The sequence below is a fragment of the Bradyrhizobium sp. CCBAU 53415 genome, from assembly GCF_028128735.1.
Lineage (GTDB): Bacteria > Pseudomonadota > Alphaproteobacteria > Rhizobiales > Xanthobacteraceae > Bradyrhizobium.
Map to the genome: position 1 here is coordinate 138105 of NZ_LBJF01000026.1, position 19280 is coordinate 157384.

Annotated in this window: 25 protein-coding genes; 14 read left to right on the forward strand and 11 right to left on the reverse strand. The window is 65.9% G+C overall.

Going from position 1 to position 19280, the window contains the following annotated elements:
- Positions 1 to 46 precede the first annotated feature (46 nt).
- The 3 genes from XH87_RS24635 (at position 47) to XH87_RS24645 (ending at position 2727) form a co-directional block, all read left to right on the forward strand.
- Positions 47 to 859: a PAS-domain containing protein gene (locus tag XH87_RS24635; protein ID WP_271589257.1), complete on the forward strand. Its 813-nt coding sequence runs from the start codon at positions 47 to 49 to the stop codon at positions 857 to 859.
- 215 nt (positions 860 to 1074) lie between these two features.
- Complete coding sequence (locus tag XH87_RS24640; RefSeq protein ID WP_158668637.1) at positions 1075 to 1530, forward strand: GNAT family N-acetyltransferase; 456 nt, start codon at positions 1075 to 1077, stop codon at positions 1528 to 1530.
- A gap of 255 nt (positions 1531 to 1785) precedes the next feature.
- A complete protein-coding gene (locus XH87_RS24645; protein WP_158668636.1) occupies positions 1786 to 2727 on the forward strand; it encodes an aldo/keto reductase in 942 nt (313 codons plus the stop codon).
- Between the two features lie 18 nt (positions 2728 to 2745).
- Here XH87_RS24645 and XH87_RS24650 read toward each other — a convergent pair whose 3' ends face one another.
- The 3 genes from XH87_RS24650 to XH87_RS24660 form a co-directional block, all read right to left on the reverse strand.
- Entirely contained in the window at positions 2746 to 3069 is a 324-nt protein-coding gene (locus XH87_RS24650) for an antibiotic biosynthesis monooxygenase family protein (protein WP_035710403.1), read from the reverse strand.
- 112 nt (positions 3070 to 3181) lie between these two features.
- Positions 3182 to 4402, reverse strand: coding sequence for a DUF1501 domain-containing protein (locus XH87_RS24655; RefSeq protein WP_442868313.1), 1221 nt, complete (start codon positions 4400 to 4402; stop codon positions 3182 to 3184).
- Entirely contained in the window at positions 4402 to 5868 is a 1467-nt protein-coding gene (locus tag XH87_RS24660; protein ID WP_271589259.1) for a DUF1800 domain-containing protein, read from the reverse strand. The genes XH87_RS24655 and XH87_RS24660 overlap by 1 nt, the downstream gene beginning before the upstream one ends.
- Positions 5869 to 5981: 113 nt before the next feature.
- On the opposite strand from XH87_RS24660, the gene XH87_RS24665 reads away from it, so the two are divergent.
- Entirely contained in the window at positions 5982 to 6188 is a 207-nt protein-coding gene (locus XH87_RS24665; RefSeq protein ID WP_271589260.1) for a cysteine-rich CWC family protein, read from the forward strand.
- Positions 6189 to 6491: 303 nt separating this feature from the next.
- Here the strand turns inward: XH87_RS24665 and XH87_RS24670 are convergent, their stop codons facing one another.
- From XH87_RS24670 to XH87_RS24680, 3 genes are all read right to left on the reverse strand, one after another.
- Entirely contained in the window at positions 6492 to 7190 is a 699-nt protein-coding gene (locus XH87_RS24670; RefSeq protein WP_271589261.1) for a glutathione S-transferase family protein, read from the reverse strand.
- A 123-nt stretch (positions 7191 to 7313) separates the two neighbouring features.
- Positions 7314 to 7544, reverse strand: a complete 231-nt coding sequence (locus XH87_RS24675) for a hypothetical protein (RefSeq protein ID WP_158668631.1) — start codon at positions 7542 to 7544, stop codon at positions 7314 to 7316.
- Entirely contained in the window at positions 7541 to 8320 is a 780-nt protein-coding gene (locus XH87_RS24680; RefSeq protein WP_035710409.1) for a sulfite exporter TauE/SafE family protein, read from the reverse strand. The genes XH87_RS24675 and XH87_RS24680 overlap by 4 nt, the downstream gene beginning before the upstream one ends.
- Positions 8321 to 8507: 187 nt before the next feature.
- Here XH87_RS24680 and XH87_RS24685 point away from each other — a divergent pair, with 187 nt between their 5' ends.
- The 4 genes from XH87_RS24685 (at position 8508) to uvrB (ending at position 13115) form a co-directional block, all read left to right on the forward strand.
- Positions 8508 to 9422: a LysR substrate-binding domain-containing protein gene (locus tag XH87_RS24685; RefSeq protein ID WP_271589262.1), complete on the forward strand. Its 915-nt coding sequence runs from the start codon at positions 8508 to 8510 to the stop codon at positions 9420 to 9422.
- A 104-nt stretch (positions 9423 to 9526) separates the two neighbouring features.
- Entirely contained in the window at positions 9527 to 9751 is a 225-nt protein-coding gene (locus tag XH87_RS24690) for a hypothetical protein (RefSeq protein ID WP_035710417.1), read from the forward strand.
- A 55-nt stretch (positions 9752 to 9806) separates the two neighbouring features.
- Positions 9807 to 10034: a hypothetical protein gene (locus XH87_RS24695; RefSeq protein ID WP_271589263.1), complete on the forward strand. Its 228-nt coding sequence runs from the start codon at positions 9807 to 9809 to the stop codon at positions 10032 to 10034.
- 93 nt (positions 10035 to 10127) lie between these two features.
- A complete protein-coding gene (uvrB, locus tag XH87_RS24700) occupies positions 10128 to 13115 on the forward strand; it encodes an excinuclease ABC subunit UvrB (protein ID WP_271589264.1) in 2988 nt (995 codons plus the stop codon).
- 87 nt (positions 13116 to 13202) lie between these two features.
- On the opposite strand, the gene XH87_RS24705 is transcribed toward uvrB, so the two are convergent.
- Both XH87_RS24705 and XH87_RS24710 read right to left on the reverse strand, forming a co-directional pair.
- Positions 13203 to 13388 carry a hypothetical protein gene (locus XH87_RS24705; protein WP_271589265.1) on the reverse strand — a complete coding sequence of 62 codons (186 nt, stop codon included), beginning with the start codon at positions 13386 to 13388 and terminating at the stop codon, positions 13203 to 13205.
- On the reverse strand, positions 13385 to 13588 hold the full coding sequence (locus XH87_RS24710; protein ID WP_271589266.1) for a hypothetical protein: 204 nt from the start codon (positions 13586 to 13588) through the stop codon (positions 13385 to 13387). Before XH87_RS24710 ends, XH87_RS24705 begins: the two co-directional genes overlap by 4 nt.
- A gap of 390 nt (positions 13589 to 13978) precedes the next feature.
- Between XH87_RS24710 and XH87_RS24715 the strand changes: the two genes are divergently transcribed.
- From XH87_RS24715 to XH87_RS24735, 5 genes are all read left to right on the forward strand, one after another.
- Positions 13979 to 14425, forward strand: a complete 447-nt coding sequence (locus XH87_RS24715) for a nuclear transport factor 2 family protein (protein WP_271589267.1) — start codon at positions 13979 to 13981, stop codon at positions 14423 to 14425.
- Positions 14426 to 14647: 222 nt separating this feature from the next.
- On the forward strand, positions 14648 to 15088 hold the full coding sequence (locus XH87_RS24720) for a nuclear transport factor 2 family protein (RefSeq protein WP_271589268.1): 441 nt from the start codon (positions 14648 to 14650) through the stop codon (positions 15086 to 15088).
- A 376-nt stretch (positions 15089 to 15464) separates the two neighbouring features.
- The gene (locus tag XH87_RS24725; protein WP_271589269.1) at positions 15465 to 16376 is read left to right on the forward strand and encodes a hypothetical protein; all 912 of its coding nucleotides are present in this window, start codon (positions 15465 to 15467) and stop codon (positions 16374 to 16376) included.
- Positions 16377 to 16623: 247 nt separating this feature from the next.
- Positions 16624 to 17046, forward strand: coding sequence for a hypothetical protein (locus tag XH87_RS24730; RefSeq protein ID WP_028176660.1), 423 nt, complete (start codon positions 16624 to 16626; stop codon positions 17044 to 17046).
- Positions 17047 to 17236: 190 nt separating this feature from the next.
- The gene (locus tag XH87_RS24735; protein WP_193374148.1) at positions 17237 to 17374 is read left to right on the forward strand and encodes a hypothetical protein; all 138 of its coding nucleotides are present in this window, start codon (positions 17237 to 17239) and stop codon (positions 17372 to 17374) included.
- 39 nt (positions 17375 to 17413) lie between these two features.
- Here the strand turns inward: XH87_RS24735 and XH87_RS24740 are convergent, their stop codons facing one another.
- The 3 genes from XH87_RS24740 to XH87_RS24750 form a co-directional block, all read right to left on the reverse strand.
- Positions 17414 to 17560: a hypothetical protein gene (locus tag XH87_RS24740; RefSeq protein WP_035710437.1), complete on the reverse strand. Its 147-nt coding sequence runs from the start codon at positions 17558 to 17560 to the stop codon at positions 17414 to 17416.
- A gap of 318 nt (positions 17561 to 17878) precedes the next feature.
- The gene (locus XH87_RS24745) at positions 17879 to 18364 is read right to left on the reverse strand and encodes a MaoC family dehydratase (protein WP_271589270.1); all 486 of its coding nucleotides are present in this window, start codon (positions 18362 to 18364) and stop codon (positions 17879 to 17881) included.
- Complete coding sequence (locus tag XH87_RS24750) at positions 18364 to 18816, reverse strand: MaoC family dehydratase (RefSeq protein ID WP_271589271.1); 453 nt, start codon at positions 18814 to 18816, stop codon at positions 18364 to 18366. Before XH87_RS24750 ends, XH87_RS24745 begins: the two co-directional genes overlap by 1 nt.
- A 167-nt stretch (positions 18817 to 18983) precedes the next feature.
- Here XH87_RS24750 and XH87_RS24755 point away from each other — a divergent pair, with 167 nt between their 5' ends.
- A complete protein-coding gene (locus tag XH87_RS24755) occupies positions 18984 to 19280 on the forward strand; it encodes a DUF4282 domain-containing protein (protein WP_035710442.1) in 297 nt (98 codons plus the stop codon).

The following is a 19280-nucleotide window of genomic DNA, read 5'->3' on the forward strand; positions in this document are numbered from 1 at the left end:
GTCAGTGTTGCGGCGTTGCCACGTTCGGGAGGAGCGAGACTGGCTCATGCGGCTCGGATGGCGTGCGATCTCCGGACCGGTGCTGACGGCGGCGACCTTGCTGCTGGCGATGCTGTTCGATCGCTTCATCCCTACTCCCTCCCCCGCGCCGCTGCTGGTCTGCATCGTGGCGCTGGCCGGTGCGCTGTCGGGTCTCGCCTCCGCCATGACCAGCGCCGCCGTCGCGGTCACCGGCGCGGCGCTGCTGTTCCTCGATCGCCATGGCGTCTCAGGCTATGGCGCTGCGGACCTCGTCCGGCTCGGCCTGCTCGCGATGACCGCCGCGGGCACCGCGGGCATCACCGGCCTGATGCGCGAGCGGCTGCTCGACACATTCGCGGCCGAGCGCCGGAGCCACGCCACGGCCGCGCGGCTGTCGGCCGCCCTCGACCAGGTCGATATCGGCATCGTGCTGCTGGATGCCGAGACCCGGGCCGAGTTCATCAACCGCGCGTTCCGCGATTATTTCGCTGTGCCGGACGAGATTGCCGAAAGCAAGCCGCCCTTCATCGCGCTGATGTATCACGGCCGCGACACCGGCGCGTTCGAACTGCCGGAGGACGAGCTCGGCACCTTCATCGCGCAACGCATGGAGATGGTGCGGGTCGGCGATGCGACGCCGATCAATATCAAATTGCGCAACGGCGAGGTGCTGCGCTTCGTCTGCACCGCGCTGCCCGACGGTGGGCGCATGCTGAGCTACACCCCGGTGACCGACCTCGTGCGCCACACCGACGCGCCGTCACGCGCCGATTACTACCGCTCGCTGCGCGACCCGACCAACCGCAAGCTGACCCGGTATCTGCGCGTCGCGGAGTGACCGGTCCGGCCCTGTGGTTCGAGACGCGCCGCGAGCGGCGCTCCTCGCCACGAGGGTCCAGGATTTCGCGCAGCGAGACCTTCCTGAGGAGTTCGCCAAAGGCGGGCGTCTCGAAGGGGCCGCACGAAGACATTCTCCAGACATGCTGGCATCGCAATTGATCGGTGCGCCCTTCATCACGTATGAAGGGCGCTTCACCGACTCCGGAAGCTCACATGTCGCTCACCATTCGCGCCGTCACCAGGCAGGACTACGATCAATGGCTGCCGCTTTGGGACGGCTATAACGCCTTCTACGGCCGCTCCGGTCCGACCGCGCTCGCGGGCGAGATCACGCGCATGACGTGGCAGCGCTTCTTCGATGCCTATGAACCGATGCATGCGCTGGTGGCCGAGGACGACGGCCGCCTGCTCGGGCTGACGCACTATCTGTTTCATCGCAGCACCACCGCGATCGAGCCGTCCTGCTATCTGCAGGACCTGTTCACGCTCGAGGCGGCGCGCGGCAAGGGCGTCGCCTCGGCGTTGATCCATGGCGTCTATGAGCGGGCAAGGCTCGCGGGATCGCCGCGGGTGTACTGGCAGACGCATGAGACCAATCTCACGGCGCAGCGCCTGTACGACAAGGTCGCAGAACGGTCCGGCTTCATCGTCTATCGCAAGATCTTCTGAGTCTGCGCCCCGGAGTCCTGTGGATAACTCCGCCTGTCACCCGCACGTAACATGGCAAGGCTACGCTGCACCTGCGTCTGGTCAGGCCCCCGTCACCGATCAAGCGCCCCAAAGCGGTCCCCGTCAGTCGCCGCGTCTGACAGGGGCCGCATTTTTTTGTCCGCGATTGTCTGCATGGCAGCAGCGCATGCATCAGCTTGCTGATGCGGCGCACGTTGGTCACAATATGCCCCTGCTCATGTGACGGGATCTCCCATGGAAATTCGCAATCTCGGCGCCTCCGGCCTTCGCGTGTCTGCGGTCGGGCTCGGCTGCAACAATTTCGGCCAGCGCACGGATCTGGAGACCTCGCGCAAGGTGATCCATCGCGCGCTCGATCTCGGCATCACGCTGTTCGACACCGCGGACATCTATGCCGGCATGGGCGGCTCGGAGACGGTGCTCGGCACCGTGCTCGGCGAGCGCCGCAAGGACATCGTGCTCGCCACCAAATATGCCAAGCCGATGGCGACCGACGGCACCAGGCAGGGCGCCTCGCGCCGCTACATCATGGACGCCGTCGAGGCCAGCTTGAAGCGGCTCAAGACCGACTACATCGACCTCTACCAGCAGCACGATTACGACCCGCTGACTCCGATGGAGGAGACGCTGCGCGCACTCGACGATCTGATCCGGCAGGGCAAGGTGCGTTACGTCGGCAATTCCAACTTCCCGGCCTGGCGCATCGCGGAAGCCGAGTTCACCGCACGCGCGATGAACGTCAGCCGCTTCGTCTCCTGCCAGGACGAATACTCATTGCTGGTTCGCGACATCGAGAAGGACCTGCTGCCGGCGGCGCAGGAGTACAAGCTCGGCCTGTTACCATTCTTCCCGCTCGCGAGCGGCCTGCTGACAGGCAAGTACCAGCGCGGCGCGGCGGCCCCCGCCGACACCCGTTTCGCCAAGGCGCCGGCGCTGCGCGACCGCTACGTCACGCCGCGCAACGAGGACATGGTCGAGCAGCTCCAGGCCTTCGCCAAGGCGCACGGCCGTTCGATGCTGGAACTCGCCTTCTCCTGGCTCGCCGCGCGCCCGCAAGTATCGAGCGTGATCGCCGGCGCCACGCGCGTCGAGCAGGTCGAGGAGAACGTCAAGGCGATCGCCTGGAAGCTCAGCGCCGACGATCTCGCCGAGATCGACAAGATCACTCTGGGCTGACCTCTGCGGCGCGGCGTGTTACTTCGCGCCGCGACCGACCGTTTGCACCACCTCGAAGCCCTCGAACTGGGGATGGCCGAGATAAAGCGGCTTGTTGTCCCCGGCCCGGTGATGCGCCGCGCGAAACGCCTCCGATTTGGTCCAGGCCTCGAACGCGGCATGGTTCGCCCACACGGTGTGCGAAGCGTACAGCGTGTGGTCCTCGAGCTCGGGTCCCCGCAGCAGATGGAATTCGACGAAGCCCGGCACCTTGTCGAGATGGGTATCGCGCGAAAGCCAGACCTGCTCGAAAGCGGCCTCGGAGCCCTTGGCGACGCGGAAGCGGTTCATGGCGATGTACATGGGGGATGGTTCTCCTGATGCTGCACCATTATCTCGTCATTGCGGGATGCGCCGCAAGGCCAGGCGCAATTTGCGCATAAGAGTTCGCTTCGCGCGCCCCAATGATTGCTAACTAAGCCACCAGTCCATTCAACGGCCTGGCGCCTGCACTATCCGGAAACACCGTCTCCGCCAGCACGCGATCGGACAGGCCGAACTGGTCCTGCAGCACGCCCTTGATGACCGAGCGCAGGTCGGTCGTCGGCTTGAGATCGCGGGCATCGTGGAGGTTGGCGAGCTTGAGGCCAGGCCAGTCGGCGATGACGCGGCCGCCTTTCACCGCGCCGCCGGCGAGCAGCGCGATCGTTCCCGTGCCGTGATCGGTGCCGTCGGTGCCGTTGATCCGCACGGTGCGGCCGAATTCGGTGGCGATGACGACGACGGTGTCGCGCCAGCGGTCGCCGAGGCTGGTTTCGAACTCGGCGAGCGCGCCGTCGAGGCCGCCGAGCAGGAAGGCGAGACGCCCCACAGGGCCGCCTTCGTTGGCATGCGTGTCCCAGCCGTCGAAGGCGAGCGCGGCGATGCGCGGGCCGTCATCGGCCGCCATCAGTTTTGCGGCGCCGCGCCCCGCTTGGCGCATCTGTGCGACGGCGTTGCCGCGCTTCGCTTTCATGTCGTCGCCGGCTGCGGCCTTGTCGAGCTGGAGGCCTTGCGACAACGCCGTCGCCAGCGCGGGATCGCGGTGGCGGTAGAGCTCGGCGAGGCGCATCGCGGTGTCGTCATCGGCCTGCGGCAGCGCCACCGGCGCCCAGCCGACGGTGGGCGCGCTGCCGCGCAGCACCAGCGGCGTGGTGGGGCCGACTGCAAGGCCGCTCGACACGCGCTCGCCGCGCGGCAGCGCCTCCAGCGCGCGGTTGAGCCAGCCGGACTGCACGCGGCCCGGGCCGGCATAACCGCTTTCAAGCACGTCCTGCCCATCGAAATGCGAGCGATCGCGATAGGGTGTCGCCACCGCATGGATCACCGCGGCATGCCTGTCCCTGTACATGCGCGCAAATTCCGGCATCGCCGGATGCAGCGCGAAGAAGGAATCGAGCATGATCGCGGGATGCGCGCCATCCGCGGCGAGCGCGATAGATCCGTGCAGGCCGGCATAGTCGGGGTCGCCGATCGGCGCGACGGTCGAGAGCCCGTCCAGCGCGCCGCGCAGGATCACCACGATCAGTCGCGGATCGCGTCCATCGGCGGCGCGGGCGAATTTCGGCAGGTAGGCCCAGGCTGCAAAGGAGGCGCCACCGAGCAGCAGGCCGCGGCGCGAGGTGAGGAGCCGGTTCTCGACGCAGTCGACCATCATCATCTCCTCTGCATTTCCGGCGACATCAACAGCAGTGCCAGCGCCTGCTGTCGCGACTCCGCGCGCTCGATGGTTTTGCGCGTCTCGATCGAGGCCGCGTCGGCAGCGGCAAATTCCAGCAAGTCGAGCGGATCGATGTTGTTGCCGAGCCGCGCGCCGATCTGCGCCGCGATGTCGAGCCTGAGCTTGATGCCTTCAGGCGCGGCCCAGGCCGCATTGGTGTCGGCAAAGCCGTTGGGGCCCGGCGGCGACCATAGCGGCTGGCCAAGCAGGTTGAGGCCGTTGAGATAGCGGCTCGGGTCTTCCGGCACGCGCGCGAGCAGCCGGCCGCTCGCAACCAGGAAATCGTAGGGCGAGCGCATCTTGGTCATCGGCGCGCGCCAGGCCTCGTCGGAATCGACCAACGTGGTCGCCATCACCTTGAGATCGCCGTCGGTCTTGACGAAGGCGTCGCGCAGGCGCGCAACGAGCGCGGGCGGCGGATCATCTGCGACGAAGTGACGGACGAATTTGGCGGCGATGAAATTCGCGGTCGACGGATGCCGCGCGAGGTCCGCGAGCGCGGCTTCGCCCTGCGCGAGCCCGGCGGCCTCGTAGGTCTTGCCGAGCAGGGCTTGCGGCCCGGGCTGATGCGCATTGACGTTGAAGACGAAGGAGCCGGGGGGCCCTAGCCGCCCCTGCCGGCCGGCAAAGGTCCAGCCGGTGATGATGCGCGCGAGCGAGGTGACGTCGCCTTGGGTGTAGCCGCCGCCGACGCCGAGCGTATGCAGCTCCATGATCTCGCGTGCGAGGTTTTCGTTCAGCCCGCGCTTGCGGTTTTGCCCCGCGCGCGAATTCGGACCGAGCGATTGCTGGTTGTCGAGAAAGAACAGCATCGCGGGATGCTGCTCCACCCCCTTCAGCATGTCGGCGAAGCGCCCGAGCACATGCGGCCTGATCGCCTCGCGCTCGAACGCGCCGGCCCAGATCCGCGCCAGCTCGCCCTTGCTGGCGGAGATGCAGAAATGGTTGGACCAGAACGCGACGAGCCGCTCGGTGAAGCCGCACTCGGCCAGGGTGGCGCGCTGCAGGCGCGCCAGTGCCTCGGCGCGAAACGTCTTTTGAATCACGTTGAGCGGCTGCGGTGACGGCTTTGCGGCCGGCGGTGTTGCCGCGTTGGGCTCCATGGCGTCCGGCCTTGCCGTCTTGTCCGCGGGCTTCGCCTCCGCCATCTCGCTCGCGATCTCCTTCGCAGCCTCGCGGGCCTGTTTGACCTGGTCCTGATAGGCAAAGACGGCCTGGCCGAGTTGCGGCGTCGATTGCAGTCCGGGCGCTTCCAGCAGCACGCCGTTGGGACGCGCAAGCTCCGCCTTCACGAAGCCGCGCGGGTCGGAGCTTGCGTTGATGAGATCGCCCGAAACGCCGCCGCGGGCGCCGAAGCCAAAGCGGTTGAGCGCGACGAGAGCGGCTTGCGTATCGCGGGCCATCGGTCTGTCCTTCGCGCGTTGGAGCCGCTTTGCTGATACGTGCGCGGCGCGTAATATACCGCAGCGACAGATGAACCCGACATGAAAATGACGGCGAAGCTTCGGCGGAGATCATGACAAATCCGAAACAATCCGCATTGCAGGAACCACGCCGCCTCGCCTGCTCCCGCTGCGGCACCGAGTTCGCTTGCGACCTCTCGGGCAGCTGCTGGTGTGCGGAAGAAGCCGCACGCCTGCCGATGCCGGTCGAGGGCGAGGATTGCCTATGCCGGGAGTGCTTGCGGAAGGCGGCAGCGGAGGCAGCAAGCGCAGCGGACTAAAGCGCGATGCGATTAGGATGAATCGTCATCGCGCTGTAGGTTATTGTTTAAGCATGATCTTTTCGGAAAACCGCTGCGCACTTTTCCGGATCATGCTTTAGGGTGCAACACCGTGGGTGATGCCGGAACCCTCGCCACACTCTCGGTGTCGTCCCTGCGAAAGCATGCGAAAGCAGGGCCCCATAATCACAGGAAGAAATTTGGCGAAGGCTCGTCGCTTCGGTACTGCGACCGCCCGCAATCGATAGATCACGCGGTATGGGTCCCCGCGTTCGCCGGGACGACACGAGGAGATATCGCGCCCTACACTGGATGTCCCGGCGACTTCCGCGCCATGCCGTCGAACGCATCAAGCAGCTTCTCGCGCCAGCCATGGACCGGATCGTCCGCCTCCAGCAGCTTGAACGGGCTGACCACGCGCGCCCACTGAAAACCGCCGAACACGATGTAGTCGGCATAGTTCGGCGCGCTGCCGCCGATATAGGGCTGCTTCTTCAAGGTCTGCCGCATCACCTCCAGCGACTTGCGGAACGCGACGACGCCGGTGTCGCGGCTCGCCATGACATCTTCCAGGCTCTTGCCGCCGAAGCGTGCCTCGCGCGACTTGCGGAAATAGGCGGCGTCGACCTCGGCAAGACTCTTCGGGATGTCGGCGACGATCAGCGGAAAGATGCCGCCGACGATGGCGATGTCGCCGAAGGCATTGATCATGCGCGCCATGGCGCGGCCGCCCTCGCCGCCGAACAGCGACGGACGATCCGGAAAATTGTCTTCCAGATAGTTCGCGATCGTCCAGGAATCGACCACGGGCCTGTCATCGTGCAACAGCACCGGAACCTTCTCCGAGCCGTGCGGCTGAAGCGTGCTCTTCTCGGTGAAGCGCCAAGGCAGCGACTCCGCCGACAGTCCCTTGTGCGCCAGCGCCATCCGCGTGCGCCAGCAATACGGACTGAAAGGACGCGAAGCGTCGGTGCCGACGAGTTCGTAAAGTCTGAGTGACATGCAAGGGGCCTCCGAGTATTCCGTCATTGCGAGCGACGCGAAGCAATCCGGACTGCCGCCGCAGAGACATTCTGGATTGCTTCGCTGACGCTCGCAATGACGATGTGGAGACGGAAGTGCGTATCAGCGGCCGTTCGTGCGCAGCAGCCTCTCGCCGTCCTCAGTCACCGCGATGACCAACCCGAGGCCGGCAAGCGTCTCGCGGGCGACGTAGCCGCGATCCGCGGCGTCTTCCCAGATGGTGAGGCGCGGGCACGAGGTCTTCCAGGTCGCGATCACCTCGGCATAGGCGCGCGGCTCGCGCGCGACCCATTCGACGAAGTCCAGCACCAGCGGATCGGCCGTCTCGCTCATTGCAGACCTCCCTTGTCGAAGGCGGCCAGCACGGGTGTGCGAACCATGAGCCAGCCGCCATAGGCGATGTAGTAGCAGGCGATGGTGGTGATCAGCTTGTTGGACCAGGCGATGAATTGCTGGTCGGTCATGGCTTCGAGGATGCGCCGCGCCAGCGTGGTGCCGAGCATGGAGGCTGCAATCGCGACGCCGGCGAGCACGGGATCGAGGCTCGCGGCCTGGTCGATGATGCCGCCGAAATAGACCAGCTTGGTGAAATGGCTGACGACCTGGCACATCGCCTTGGTCGCGACCTTCTCGCGCCGGCCGAAATCGCCGCCGAGGAAGAAGGTGTCGAGCAGCGGGCCGGAGACGCCGGTCATCAGCATCAGGCCCATGCAGATCGTGCCATAGACCGTGCCCTGCCAGAGACGGTCGGGATCCGGCTTGATGTTCGCAGGCAGCAGCCGCGCCATGAACGGCGTGGCGCCCAGCATCAGCAGCGCGACCGGCTTGTCCGGCACGTAGCGGGTGAGCGACCAGGCCGCGAGCGCGACGGCAGCGCCGACCATATAGTTCGCGACCGGCCGCCAGCGGATATGCGCCCGCCACAGGAACGCGCGCCAGCCGTTCGAGGCCATCTGCGTGATCGCATGCAGCACCATCGCGGTGGGAAGCGGCATCAAGGCCAGGAGCACGCCGATCAGGATCAGCCCGCCCGCCATGCCGAACAGCCCCGACAGGAATGCGGTGGCCACCATCAGCAATCCAAGGGCCGCGATCATGATGGGCGTCACGGAAGATTCTCCTGTGGGGCGTGGGGGATGCGGGCTGTTTCACTTCCTCTCCCCGCAAGCGGAGAGAGGCGAAGAGCCGAGTGCTCGAAAATCAGCACGAATTGCGTTGACATCTCTGCCTCGCTTGCCCCCTCTCCGCAAACTGAGTTATCTTGGCCTGGCATCAGCTTTCCTGAGGGTCGGACATTTGCGGCGGCTGCTGTTTCTCAACGGCATCAAGGCGTTCGAGGCGGCAGCGCGGACCGGCAGCTTTGCTGCGGCCGGGCTGGAGCTGAGCGTGTCGGCGGCCGCCGTCAGCCGCATGGTGCATTTGCTCGAAGAGCGGCTCGGCGTCGCGCTGTTCGAGCGCAAGGCCAACCGCCTGGTGCTGACGCAGGCCGGCCGCGCCTACCAGGGCGGGCTGACCCCGATCTTCGATGCGCTGGCGAGCCTCACTGCGCAGGTCACGGCGCCTGCAAGCGTGCGCGTGCTCACCATCGGCGTCGGCCACACCTTTGCGATGCGCTGGCTGATCCCGCGCCTGTCGGAGTTTCGCAGCGAGGAGCCCGACATCGAGGTGCGCTTCACCACCGGCGGCGCGGCGGTGCCGTTCGGCGAGGACTGGAACTGCGGCATCAAGCTCGGCACCGGCGACTGGCCCGGCCTCGTCGCCGAGCCGCTGTTCGCCGGCGACCTCACCCCCGTCTGCGTGCCTCGCCTGGCGGGCGGCCTGAAGCGCCCGGCCGACCTCAAGGGACCGAGCCTGATCCGCGTCGCACACTCACCCGAGGACTGGCCGATCTGGCTGAAGGCCGCGGGCGCTGCCCGGATCAACGCGCGTGGGCCCGAGTTCCAGTTCTACGGCCAGGCGCTGCAGGCCGCGGCCGACGGACTCGGCATCGCCATGGGCATCCGCCCCTATATCGATGACGATCTCGCCGCCGGCCGGCTGGTGGCGCCGTTCGACCTCTCGGTGCCCAAGGGCATGCGCTGGTACCTGCTCTATCGCAGCTTCCAGACCGAGCAGCGCGACTTTGCCGCGTTCCGCCGCTGGATCATGCGGGCCGCGTCGGAACCCGCCGCCCGCCCGCGGCGGATCGGCCGCGCCGCCGCGCGGAACTGAAACCGCGGGCAAAAAAGCCGGATCGCTTGTGAACGGCTTCACATTCTGAAATCCGCAAACGTGGTCCCCTGACCCTCCGAACAAGAAACGTGGGACCTGCACTCATGACGACCCTTTACGACGGTTTTGACATCGAATCCTTCGAAGCTGGCAAGGGGCTGTGGCACGCGCGGATCCGGCGTGCCGATTTCAGCCCGGTGGCCATCGACGGCGTGCTGTTTCCTGCCATGGAAGTCGGCTTCGCCTGGCCCGATCGCGATGCTGCGATTGCGGATGCCAAGCACCACATCGATCGCTTCCGCCGGCGGGCCGATGGCGACGACGAATAGGCGAACGGGTCCGCCGCTGGACCTGCGGCGGGGCGGCGCGAGGGGGAAACCGGTCATGTCCATCATCGAAACTGACGCAGCGCGGCCGCGGATTGACGCCCGCGCGGTGCTGTCGAACTGCCCGGAATGCGACGGCGACCTCGCGGTGCTCCGCGTGATCGGCGGCCGCGCCGGATGCGAGTACTGGACCATGCGCTGCACCGATTGCGGCGGCATCCATCTCGACATCCTCCAGCCGTATGTCACTGCCGCGAACGATGGCGGACCGTTGCCGGTGGCCTGAGGTTCCGACCTGCTGCCAACCTGCTGTCAGCAGCCTGCATGGCAGCGGGCATTCGCCCTTTATCGCGGGGCGGACTCGTCCCATATTCGGCAGATGGCGAAGAAACCTGCATCCTCCGAAAAATCCGGCAAATCCCTCAAGTCCAAGGTCCCGAACGCGAAGGCGCCAAGTTCTAAAGCTCATCGGCCTGACGTGCAGCCGATCGGGCCGGCGCTGGCCGAGCTGCTCAATCCCGCGATCAATCGCGGCGATGCCGGGCTGGGATCGGGCACCGGCCTGCAGCCGCCGCCGGACAATTCGCGCGACCGCCGCGCCGGGGGCGAGGCCGCCGCGCATCGCGCGCGGGCTTCGACGCCGAAGGAATTTCCGCAGGATGCGGCGCGCCAGATGCCGCTGCGACCCGATCCGCAGCCGCCGGGGGCGCGTCAATCCTCCGCGGCGACAGGATTGGAAGAGGCGCCGCAGGCCAACTACGGCACCGCGGCCACGATCCCGACGCTCGATCCGGAGCTGGCCCGGCAGCTCGGGCTTCCCACCGAGGAGGACGACGCAGAGGCGCTTGCCCGCCCGCCGCGCAGCAAGATGGAGGCGCTCGGCGTCAAGGCGACCGCGGATGCGCTGGAATCGCTGATCCGCGAGGGCCGGCCGGAGTTCCGCAAGAACGACGGCTCCATGAAGGTGTGGACGCCGCACCGCCCGCCGCGCCCGGAAAAGTCCGAAGGCGGCGTGCGCTTCGAGATCAAGTCATCCTACGAGCCCAAGGGTGACCAGCCGACCGCGATCGCGGAGCTGGTCGAGGGCATCAACCGCAACGACCGTTCGCAGGTGCTGTTAGGGGTCACCGGCTCGGGCAAGACCTACACCATGGCCAAGGTGATCGAGGCGACGCAGCGCCCGGCCCTGATCCTGGCGCCGAACAAGACGCTGGCCGCCCAGCTCTACGGCGAGTTCAAGAACTTTTTCCCTGACAACGCGGTCGAGTATTTCGTCAGCTACTACGACTACTACCAGCCGGAAGCCTACGTCCCGCGCACCGACACCTATATCGAGAAGGATTCCTCGATCAACGAGCAGATCGACCGCATGCGCCACTCGGCGACGCGCGCGCTGCTCGAGCGCGATGACGTCATCATCGTCGCCTCGGTGTCCTGCATCTACGGTATCGGCTCGGTCGAGACCTACACCGCGATGACCTTCGCGCTGAAGAAGGGCGAGCGCATCGACCAGCGGCAGCTCATCGCCGACCTCGTCGCGCTGCAATACAAGCGCACCCAGGCCGATTTCACCCGCGGCACGTTTCGCGTCCGCGGCGACGTCATCGACATCTTCCCGGCGCACTATGAGGACCGCGCCTGGCGCGTGAACCTGTTCGGCGACACTATCGAGACCATCGAGGAGTTCGACCCGCTCACCGGTCACAAGCAGGACGAGCTCGAATTCATCAAGATGTACGCCAACTCGCACTATGTGACGCCGCGCCCGACGCTGGTGCAGGCGATCAAATCGATCAAGTTCGAACTGAAGCAGCGGCTCGACCAGCTTAACAACCAGGGCCGGCTGCTGGAGGCGCAGCGGCTGGAGCAGCGCACCACCTTCGACCTCGAGATGATGGAGGCGACGGGAAGCTGCGCCGGCATCGAGAACTATTCGCGCTACCTCACCGGCCGCCGCCCCGGCGAGCCGCCGCCGACGCTGTTCGAATACGTGCCCGACAACGCGCTGATCTTCGCCGACGAGAGTCACGTCACCATCCCGCAGATCGGCGCCATGTTCCGCGGCGACTTCCGCCGCAAGGCGACGCTGGCCGAATACGGCTTCCGCCTGCCGTCCTGCATGGACAACCGGCCGCTCCGCTTCGAGGAATGGGACATGATGCGGCCGCAGACAGTCGCGGTGTCGGCGACGCCGGGCGGCTGGGAGCTGAACGAGAGCGGCGGCGTGTTCGTCGAGCAGGTCATTCGCCCCACGGGACTGATCGATCCGCCCGTCGACATCCGCCCGGCCCGCACGCAGGTCGACGATCTCGTCGGCGAGGTCCGCGCCACCGCGCAGGCCGGCTATCGCTCGCTGATCACGGTGCTGACCAAGCGGATGGCCGAGGACCTCACCGAATATCTGCACGAGCAGGGCATTCGCGTCCGCTACATGCATAGCGACATCGACACCATCGAGCGCATCGAGATCATCCGCGACCTGCGGCTCGGCGCGTTCGACGCGCTGGTCGGCATCAACCTGCTGCGCGAAGGCCTCGACATTCCCGAATGCGCGCTGGTCGCGATCCTCGACGCCGACAAGGAAGGATTTCTGCGCAGTGAAACGTCCTTGATTCAGACCATCGGCCGCGCCGCGCGCAACGTCGACGGCAAGGTGATCCTCTATGCCGACCAGATGACCGGCTCGATGGAGCGCGCCATCGCCGAGACCAACCGCCGCCGCGAGAAGCAGGTCGAGTACAACACCGCCAACGGCATCACGCCGGAGAGCGTGAAGAAGCAGATCGGCGACATCCTCAACTCCGTCTACGAGCGCGACCACGTGCTGGTCGAGGTCGGCGGCCACGACATGACCGACGACGTCATCTCGATCGGCCACAATTTCGAAGCCGTGCTCGCCGATCTCGAAACCCGCATGCGCGAGGCCGCCGCCGATTTGAACTTCGAGGAAGCCGCCCGCCTGCGCGACGAGGTCAAGCGCCTGCGCGCCACCGAGCTCGCCGTGGTCGACGACCCCACCGCCAAGCAGCGTACTGTGCAGGGCAAGGCCGGCGCCTATGCGGGGACGAAGAAATACGGCGACGCTGCGAATTTGCCGGTCAGCGCGATGAAGAACAAGAGCGCCGCAACGGCGTTGAAGGCCGGCGGCGGCAAAGGGTCCCGCGTGCACAAGCCGCATCTCGACGAAATGCACGGCCCGGAGTCCCTGCCCTACCGCGAGAGCCGCGCGCTGCCGTCAAAGCCGTTCGGCAGCACCAGCCGGATCATCCAGCCGACGGACTCACGGCAGTCGGGCCCGGAGTTCGGGCCGGCGCCGAAGTCGACGGGCGGGATGCCGGGGCGACGCGGTGGGTGGAAGAAGAGGTAGGCGGTGCATCCGCGCAAGTGGTGGCTATGGATTCCAGGCTCGCCGCTTTGCGGCGCCCCGGGATGACGCGGAGAGATTTTGCTCCCCTCACCCCACGCTCGCCGTCACCACCGCCATCACCGAGAGCAGCAGCACGATGGTCACGAGCTGGAGCGAGGCAATCGGCTGGGTGCGCCAAGCCGCGATCTTGTCTGACGGCGACAGATGGGCCTCGAAGAATTTCGGCTCGTAGACGGTCTTGAACAGGTGCGGGAAGCTCGGGCCGAGGGTCACGGCCAGCATCGCGTGGGCGAGCGAGGCAACGCGACGAAGATGGCGACGCCGGGGTCGCCGACGAGGTCGTGGTTGCCGCAGAGCTTGAGCAGGAAGGCGGCGGCGGCAAAGGTCGGGAAGCTCTGCAGGGTCGTGGTCAGCGCGAGGCCTTCGATCGCGTTGTGCAGGCGGGACTTTCTGGCGGTGGCGATGGCGGCCATGGCACGTCTCCCTGATGACATGGGGATGACGGTAGCTGCGATGCCCGTGGGGTGATGTGAGATGGGTCACGCGCCTCTTTGGGCCCGGAACGAGAGGCGAGATGGACTGCCGGGTTCGCGCCAGGTGGCGCGCCCCGGAATGACAGAGAGTTACAGCTTCCCCTGCCCGTTCATCTGTCCCCGCTGTTGCTGCTGCCACCCAAGCCGCATAGGGCGGGAATTCGTGCAGCCACACCACAACTCAACCCGCAATTGCACACCATGAACCTGGCATTGCGCTGGGGCGTCATACTGTCTGGAACATCATCCCTGTGATTTTGCGGATGGCCGGTGCGCGAGACCGCGCGCTGGCGTTGCGGAACGCCAGGGGGCCAAACGAGGACGGGCGGGATGACGGTCGAGAAGCTGAATCGCCAACGCGTCGTGCATCTGCTCGACTCCTTCGCGCGCGGTGATATCGAGACGGCGCTGTCCTGCTGCACCGACGACGTCGACTTCCTCACCCACGCGCCGATCGACGTGCTGCCGCACATGGTGCCGCGCCACGGCAAGGCCGAACTGCGCGAGCTCTGGCAGACGATCTGGTCGCGCTATTCGGAGGTCCGCTACAAGGCGCCGCACATCCTCGCCGAGGGCGAGGCGGTCGCGACCTACATGCACACCTATTTCAGAAAGCGCAGCAACGACCGCATCGTGCAGTTCGACATGGCGGTGTTCTACACCTTCCGCGGCGGGCTGGTGGCCGAGATCCGCGAGATCATCGATTCCTACGATCTGGTGCAGCAGGTGCTGGAACGGGAGATCGGGCCCCTGATCACGGGAACGCGGGCGGATTGATCCCCTCTCGCTCGGAACCATCGGAGAGCGGGAAATTACGGGGTTTTATTGTAAATCTCACAATAGCCGTTCAATGGTGCATTGCAAAAACGTGAATTGCGTTTTGGCCGAAATCGCTTAAATTATTCGTATACAAATGAGTTGAGCGCCGCCCCGGCACCGTCACTGTGCATGGGGTCGTTTTCCGTTTTCTTTCGCAAGCCAGCTTCAGGACTGCCCAAAATGACAGAGCACAGCCTCTGGCGTTTCTCGCGCGCGTTGCACCGCGCGATCAACGACCGGCATTTCGAGGACATCGAGGCCCTGATCGACGAGGACGTCGAGTGGGCGCTCTACGGCCCGATCGACATGTTTCCGTTTCTCGGCGCGCGCCAGGGCAGGAACGCCGTGCTCGACGTCATCCGCCAGCTCGCCGACAATTTCCAGGTTCGCCGCTTCGACCGCGAGAGCATCATGCTCGGCGTCGATACCGCCGCCTCGATGCTGCGCTATTCGCTGACGGCTCTGGATTCCAACAAGCCGATCAGCCTGCGCGTGGCGCAGTTCGCCCAGTTCAGGGCGGGCAGGCTTACCAGCATGCGCGTGCTGATCGACACCTTCGACCTGGTCGAGCAGGCACTCGGCCGCGCCATTCATCTGCCGAAGATGACCAGCGTCGGCTAACGCATGATCCGGACCCGAAGGGCCGCGTTAGCGCAAAGTGCGAAGCGGTTTTCCGAAAAGATCATGCGCAAACAACAACCTGAAGCGCGATGATGATCATCGCGCTTCAGGGGGGACGCCAACGGGCCCCGCTCGTCGGGACCGATGACAAGGCTACCGCGACGTCCTGGCCTCCAGCCCCGCCGGATGCCGTCGCATCACAAGCTCGTCATCGGGCGCGCGCCTTTTCGCGCGGCCCGTTGGTTCGCGTCCCGCGGCGAGCGGCCACAATTCCGCGACGATGGATCAGCATCCTGTGAGCGGAATGGCGCATGGTCTTTGCGGACGGCCGATATATATTGTCGGAAAGCATGCGCCGGGGCTCGCGGGCAGGACGATGGAATTCTCGACAGGGTTTGGCTGGACCAGGCTGCCGGTGCTGGCGGCCGCATTCATTTTGGGCTCGGTGCTGACGGTGTCGGCGCAGATCATTCCGCCCAGTGCGGCCACGCCTGCGGAGGAGGCCGACACCGAGGCCGCAGAGACCCCCGACGTCAACGACCCCGACGTGCTCAAAGGCATCGACGTCGACAAGCTCGACTGGAGCCAGCTCGCGGTCGATGCCGGGACCGGCATTGATCCCATGGCCGCCAAGAAGCGCGCCCAGGCCGCCGCCAAGGACGGCCTGGACTGGTCGTCGAACCCCAATGCAAACGGCTCCTCGGCGGTGACCGTGAAGCATTCCGTGTTCTCGTTCTGGGATACGCGGATCGGCGCCGACATGACGGTGACGAGCGAGCCGCGGACGATGTCCGAGCTGCTGGCGCAGAAGGCCGCCAATGGCGGCAGCCTGCCGCAATCCTCCGGCAGCGCCTGGGCGGCGGCGACCGCGCCGGGCGCGGGTTCGATCTGGGACGAGACCGCGGTGGAAGCCCGGATCGATCCCGGCGCCGAGCAGAGCCGGATCGGGGCGTCGCTGACCAAATCGGTGCCGCTGTCGGATGACACCTCGCTGACGCTTCAGAACGGCTACAGCGTCAACCAGCAGGGCACCACTGCGGTGCCCGGCATCGGCGGGCACATCACACGCAACTACGAGACCGACCAGACCGCCAAGGTCACCCTGACTGACACCGGCACCAGCATCTCCGCCGGCCAGACGCTGTCGACCACCGACGACAAATGGCTGCGCAAGGTCGGGGCCGAGCAGAAGCTGTTCGACAACGTCACCGTCTCCGGCTCGGTCGGCGAGACCTCGCAAGGCGCGATCAACAAGAGCCTGACGGCGGGCTTCAAGAAGAGCTGGTAGTGTCTTCGCCTCTCCCCGCCTGCGGGGCGAGGGAGTGAGGCACCGGCCGAGCCGCGCATTCACTCCGCTGCTGGAACCAGCCTTTACACTCTCCTAACCATGCGCCACGGCAATACCCCCGAATGGTCCGGCCTTGCCGCATCTCGGCCCATTTGCGGCCAAATTCGGACGCACAGATGGGGAGCCTCACAGACGTCGTCGTGCGGGGGACACTCGCGCTGCGCTCAACGCGAACAGGGGAACAACGATGAACGCCACCCGTCCCGAAAAGATCGAAGCCACCGAGACCGAGACGGTCGACACCAACCTCGCCGCCGTGACCGAGGTCGAAGCCGGCATCCGCGATTTCGTCCGCAACGACATCGCCTATCTGCGCCGCCCGGCCGCGACCACGACCGACGCGCCGCCGCTCGACCCGAGCGCGGAAGCCACCGTCAACAACGTCAACTCGCTGATCCAGCGCGTCGCCGGCACCTCGCTGGCCGAGATCGAGAACCTCATCTCCGAGCTCGAGAGCCTGCGCGACCTGCTGCATGCTGAAGGCCAGCGCGTCCAGCGCGAGATCTCCGGCTACGCCCAGCTCAGCCAGGCTGCGATGAAGTCGACCCGCATGATCGCCGACAACGTCGCGCAGTGGAAGCGCGCCGCCGACGGCCTGCGCAACAGCTGATCGCGCGTCTCACGCATCACGGCCGCCGCGTTCCGGAAGGGGCGCGGCGGTTTGATTTGTGGAGGTGTTTCTCTTCCTCTCCCCGCTTGCCGGGAAAGGCGAAGAGCACCCACTTTTGAACCCACCGCCCCTCCCCGGCGACCAATGCCAAGCGCCCGTGGCCGTTGCCGGCCGGGTCTGGGGACATCTCATGGAAAGCATTCGGCCCGACAACACGGACCCAATCTCGCTGCGGCCCGCGCCGAATCAGCTCGGCACGATCATGCTGCGCTTTGTCGGATTGCTGGCGGGTGCGATCGCGGTGCTGGCGTTCGTCTACAGCCGCTGACACAGGGCCGAACGCCGGCCCCGGAAAGTTAACGAGCTCTTACCAGGCGGCTTCCACGGTCGAGGCTTCCAGGGTGTAGGCGCCATCGGCGTAGCCCTTCACCACCATGCCGGCGATCAGCATCACGGCCAGCGTCGCGGTCGCGAAGATGAATCCTACGAATTTGAGTGCGCCGCGGTCTGCCATGGTCCTCGTCCCCTGCCGTCTGCCAATTCGTTTCAAATAGACGGCGACAGGTTCATAATTGGTTAGCAACTTACTGGCTCCGCCAAAACGGCTCGCGGTAACCATGTTGCGCAGGCTTATGGCAGCCGGCCGGAATCGCGTCCATAGCGTCAGGGCAACACTCGCGCACTGATTTGCCCCGTTCATCTTGGAACAGATCTAAAGCCGATGCGATCAGGATGAATCGTCATCGCGCTTCAGGTTGTCGTTCAAGCATGATCCCCGCGCAAACGCGTTCCGCGTCTGCCGCGAGGGAAAACCGCTGCGCATTTTTCCGGATCATGCTCCGCCCTTCGCACGCAGCGGCACGAAGGCGCTGGCGGTGATGGAATAGACCTCCTCACCGCGCTGGTTGGTGCCGGTGGTGCGGGACGTCAGAATGCCCCAGCCGGGACGCGAGGCGGAGGTGCGCTTGTCGACGACGACATTGACGTAAGCGACGGTGTCACCGGCGAGCACGGGTCTGATCCAGCGCAGGTCGCGAAAGCCCGGCGACGGGCCCCACACCGCGACCTCCTCGCCGCGGGCTGCGGCTTCCCGTGCCAGACGTTGGCCGTCGGCGACGAGCAGGCTCATGCAGGCGGAGCCGACATGCCAGCCAGAGGCGGCGAGCCCGCCGAATAGCGAGTTCTTGCCCTCCTCCTCGTCGAGGTGAAAACGCTGCGGATCGAACTTTGCGGCGAATGTCTTGATGGCTTCGGCCGTGAACATATAGGCACCGATCTCGCGGCGCTGGCCGATTTCGATGTCCTCGAAGAACCGCATCAGACCGCTCCCTCGCGCCGCTTGATCAGGATCGGCGAGGTCATCTCCGCGAGGGCCTGCCCCTTGGCGTTGCGCACGGTGCACTTGAACTTGACGATGCCGAGCTCCGGTCGACTCTTGGAGGCGCGCGCCTCCACGACGTCGACGTCGAGCATGAGATCGTCGCCGGGCCTGAGCGGCGAGAGCCAGCGCACCTCGTCCACGCCGGGCGAGCCGAGCGAGGCGGCGCGGGTGATGAAGCCGTCGGCCATCATCCGCATCATCAGCGAGCAGAGGTGCCAGCCCGAGCCGGACAGGCCGCGCAGCATGCTTTTCGCCGCCGCCTCCTCGTCCAGGTGCATCGGCTGCGGATCGAACTCGGCGGCAAAGGCCAAAATCTCGTCGCGGGTGACATGACGCGGGCCGAACGTTCCGAAGCGGCCGGGCGGGAAATCTTCGAAGGTCAGGGTCATCTTGGGGATTGATTGGCGGAAATGACAGATTGTGGCCGCACTTTACCGCAATCTCAACCCGCCGGCCCGCATGGCTCGTGCTACATTCGACGCGGCGATCCGGTCTTGAGTCGGATGAACCGAGAGCCGAGACCCGATTCGAAGTCCCGACTTGCCTGGGGAGAGCAATGTTTTCATTCAGCGACCTGTTTCAGTGGGACCGCTTCATCACGCCGACGATCATCAAGACCTTCTACTGGCTGGTGATCGCGCTGATATGCCTGTTTGGCCTCTCCGGCATCTTCTCCGGCTTAGCTGCGATGGCGATCAGCCCGTTCGGCGGCTTCCTGGTGCTGCTGTCGTCGATCGCGAGCGTCGTGGTCGGCATCGTGTTCTCGCGCATCGCCGCGGAGCTGATCCTGATCGTCTTCCGCATCAACGAGCATCTTGGCGCGATCCGCGACCAGGGCGGCGGGATGCGGTAG

Bases quoted from the DNA above. Each gene is read 5' to 3' on its own strand.
- XH87_RS24695 (WP_271589263.1), top strand. From the start codon at position 9,807: ATGTCCATCATCGAAACTGACGCAGCGCGGCCGCGGATTGACGCCCGC.
- XH87_RS24645 (WP_158668636.1), top strand. From the start codon at position 1,786: ATGGAAATTCGCAATCTCGGCGCCTCCGGCCTTCGCGTGTCTGCGGTC.
- XH87_RS24690 (WP_035710417.1), top strand. From the start codon at position 9,527: ATGACGACCCTTTACGACGGTTTTGACATCGAATCCTTCGAAGCTGGC.
- XH87_RS24755 (WP_035710442.1), top strand. From the start codon at position 18,984: ATGTTTTCATTCAGCGACCTGTTTCAGTGGGACCGCTTCATCACGCCG.
- XH87_RS24720 (WP_271589268.1), top strand. From the start codon at position 14,648: ATGACAGAGCACAGCCTCTGGCGTTTCTCGCGCGCGTTGCACCGCGCG.
- XH87_RS24750 (WP_271589271.1), bottom strand. From the start codon at position 18,816: ATGACCCTGACCTTCGAAGATTTCCCGCCCGGCCGCTTCGGAACGTTC.
- XH87_RS24730 (WP_028176660.1), top strand. From the start codon at position 16,624: ATGAACGCCACCCGTCCCGAAAAGATCGAAGCCACCGAGACCGAGACG.
- XH87_RS24670 (WP_271589261.1), bottom strand. From the start codon at position 7,190: ATGTCACTCAGACTTTACGAACTCGTCGGCACCGACGCTTCGCGTCCT.
- uvrB (WP_271589264.1), top strand. From the start codon at position 10,128: ATGGCGAAGAAACCTGCATCCTCCGAAAAATCCGGCAAATCCCTCAAG.
- XH87_RS24725 (WP_271589269.1), top strand. From the start codon at position 15,465: ATGGAATTCTCGACAGGGTTTGGCTGGACCAGGCTGCCGGTGCTGGCG.
- XH87_RS24650 (WP_035710403.1), bottom strand. From the start codon at position 3,069: ATGTACATCGCCATGAACCGCTTCCGCGTCGCCAAGGGCTCCGAGGCC.
- XH87_RS24635 (WP_271589257.1), top strand. From the start codon at position 47: ATGCGGCTCGGATGGCGTGCGATCTCCGGACCGGTGCTGACGGCGGCG.
- XH87_RS24640 (WP_158668637.1), top strand. From the start codon at position 1,075: ATGTCGCTCACCATTCGCGCCGTCACCAGGCAGGACTACGATCAATGG.
- XH87_RS24660 (WP_271589259.1), bottom strand. From the start codon at position 5,868: ATGGCCCGCGATACGCAAGCCGCTCTCGTCGCGCTCAACCGCTTTGGC.
- XH87_RS24665 (WP_271589260.1), top strand. From the start codon at position 5,982: ATGACAAATCCGAAACAATCCGCATTGCAGGAACCACGCCGCCTCGCC.
- XH87_RS24745 (WP_271589270.1), bottom strand. From the start codon at position 18,364: ATGCGGTTCTTCGAGGACATCGAAATCGGCCAGCGCCGCGAGATCGGT.
- XH87_RS24735 (WP_193374148.1), top strand. From the start codon at position 17,237: ATGGAAAGCATTCGGCCCGACAACACGGACCCAATCTCGCTGCGGCCC.
- XH87_RS24675 (WP_158668631.1), bottom strand. From the start codon at position 7,544: ATGAGCGAGACGGCCGATCCGCTGGTGCTGGACTTCGTCGAATGGGTC.
- XH87_RS24740 (WP_035710437.1), bottom strand. From the start codon at position 17,560: ATGGCAGACCGCGGCGCACTCAAATTCGTAGGATTCATCTTCGCGACC.
- XH87_RS24655 (WP_442868313.1), bottom strand. From the start codon at position 4,402: ATGATGGTCGACTGCGTCGAGAACCGGCTCCTCACCTCGCGCCGCGGC.
- XH87_RS24715 (WP_271589267.1), top strand. From the start codon at position 13,979: ATGACGGTCGAGAAGCTGAATCGCCAACGCGTCGTGCATCTGCTCGAC.
- XH87_RS24710 (WP_271589266.1), bottom strand. From the start codon at position 13,588: ATGGCCGCCATCGCCACCGCCAGAAAGTCCCGCCTGCACAACGCGATC.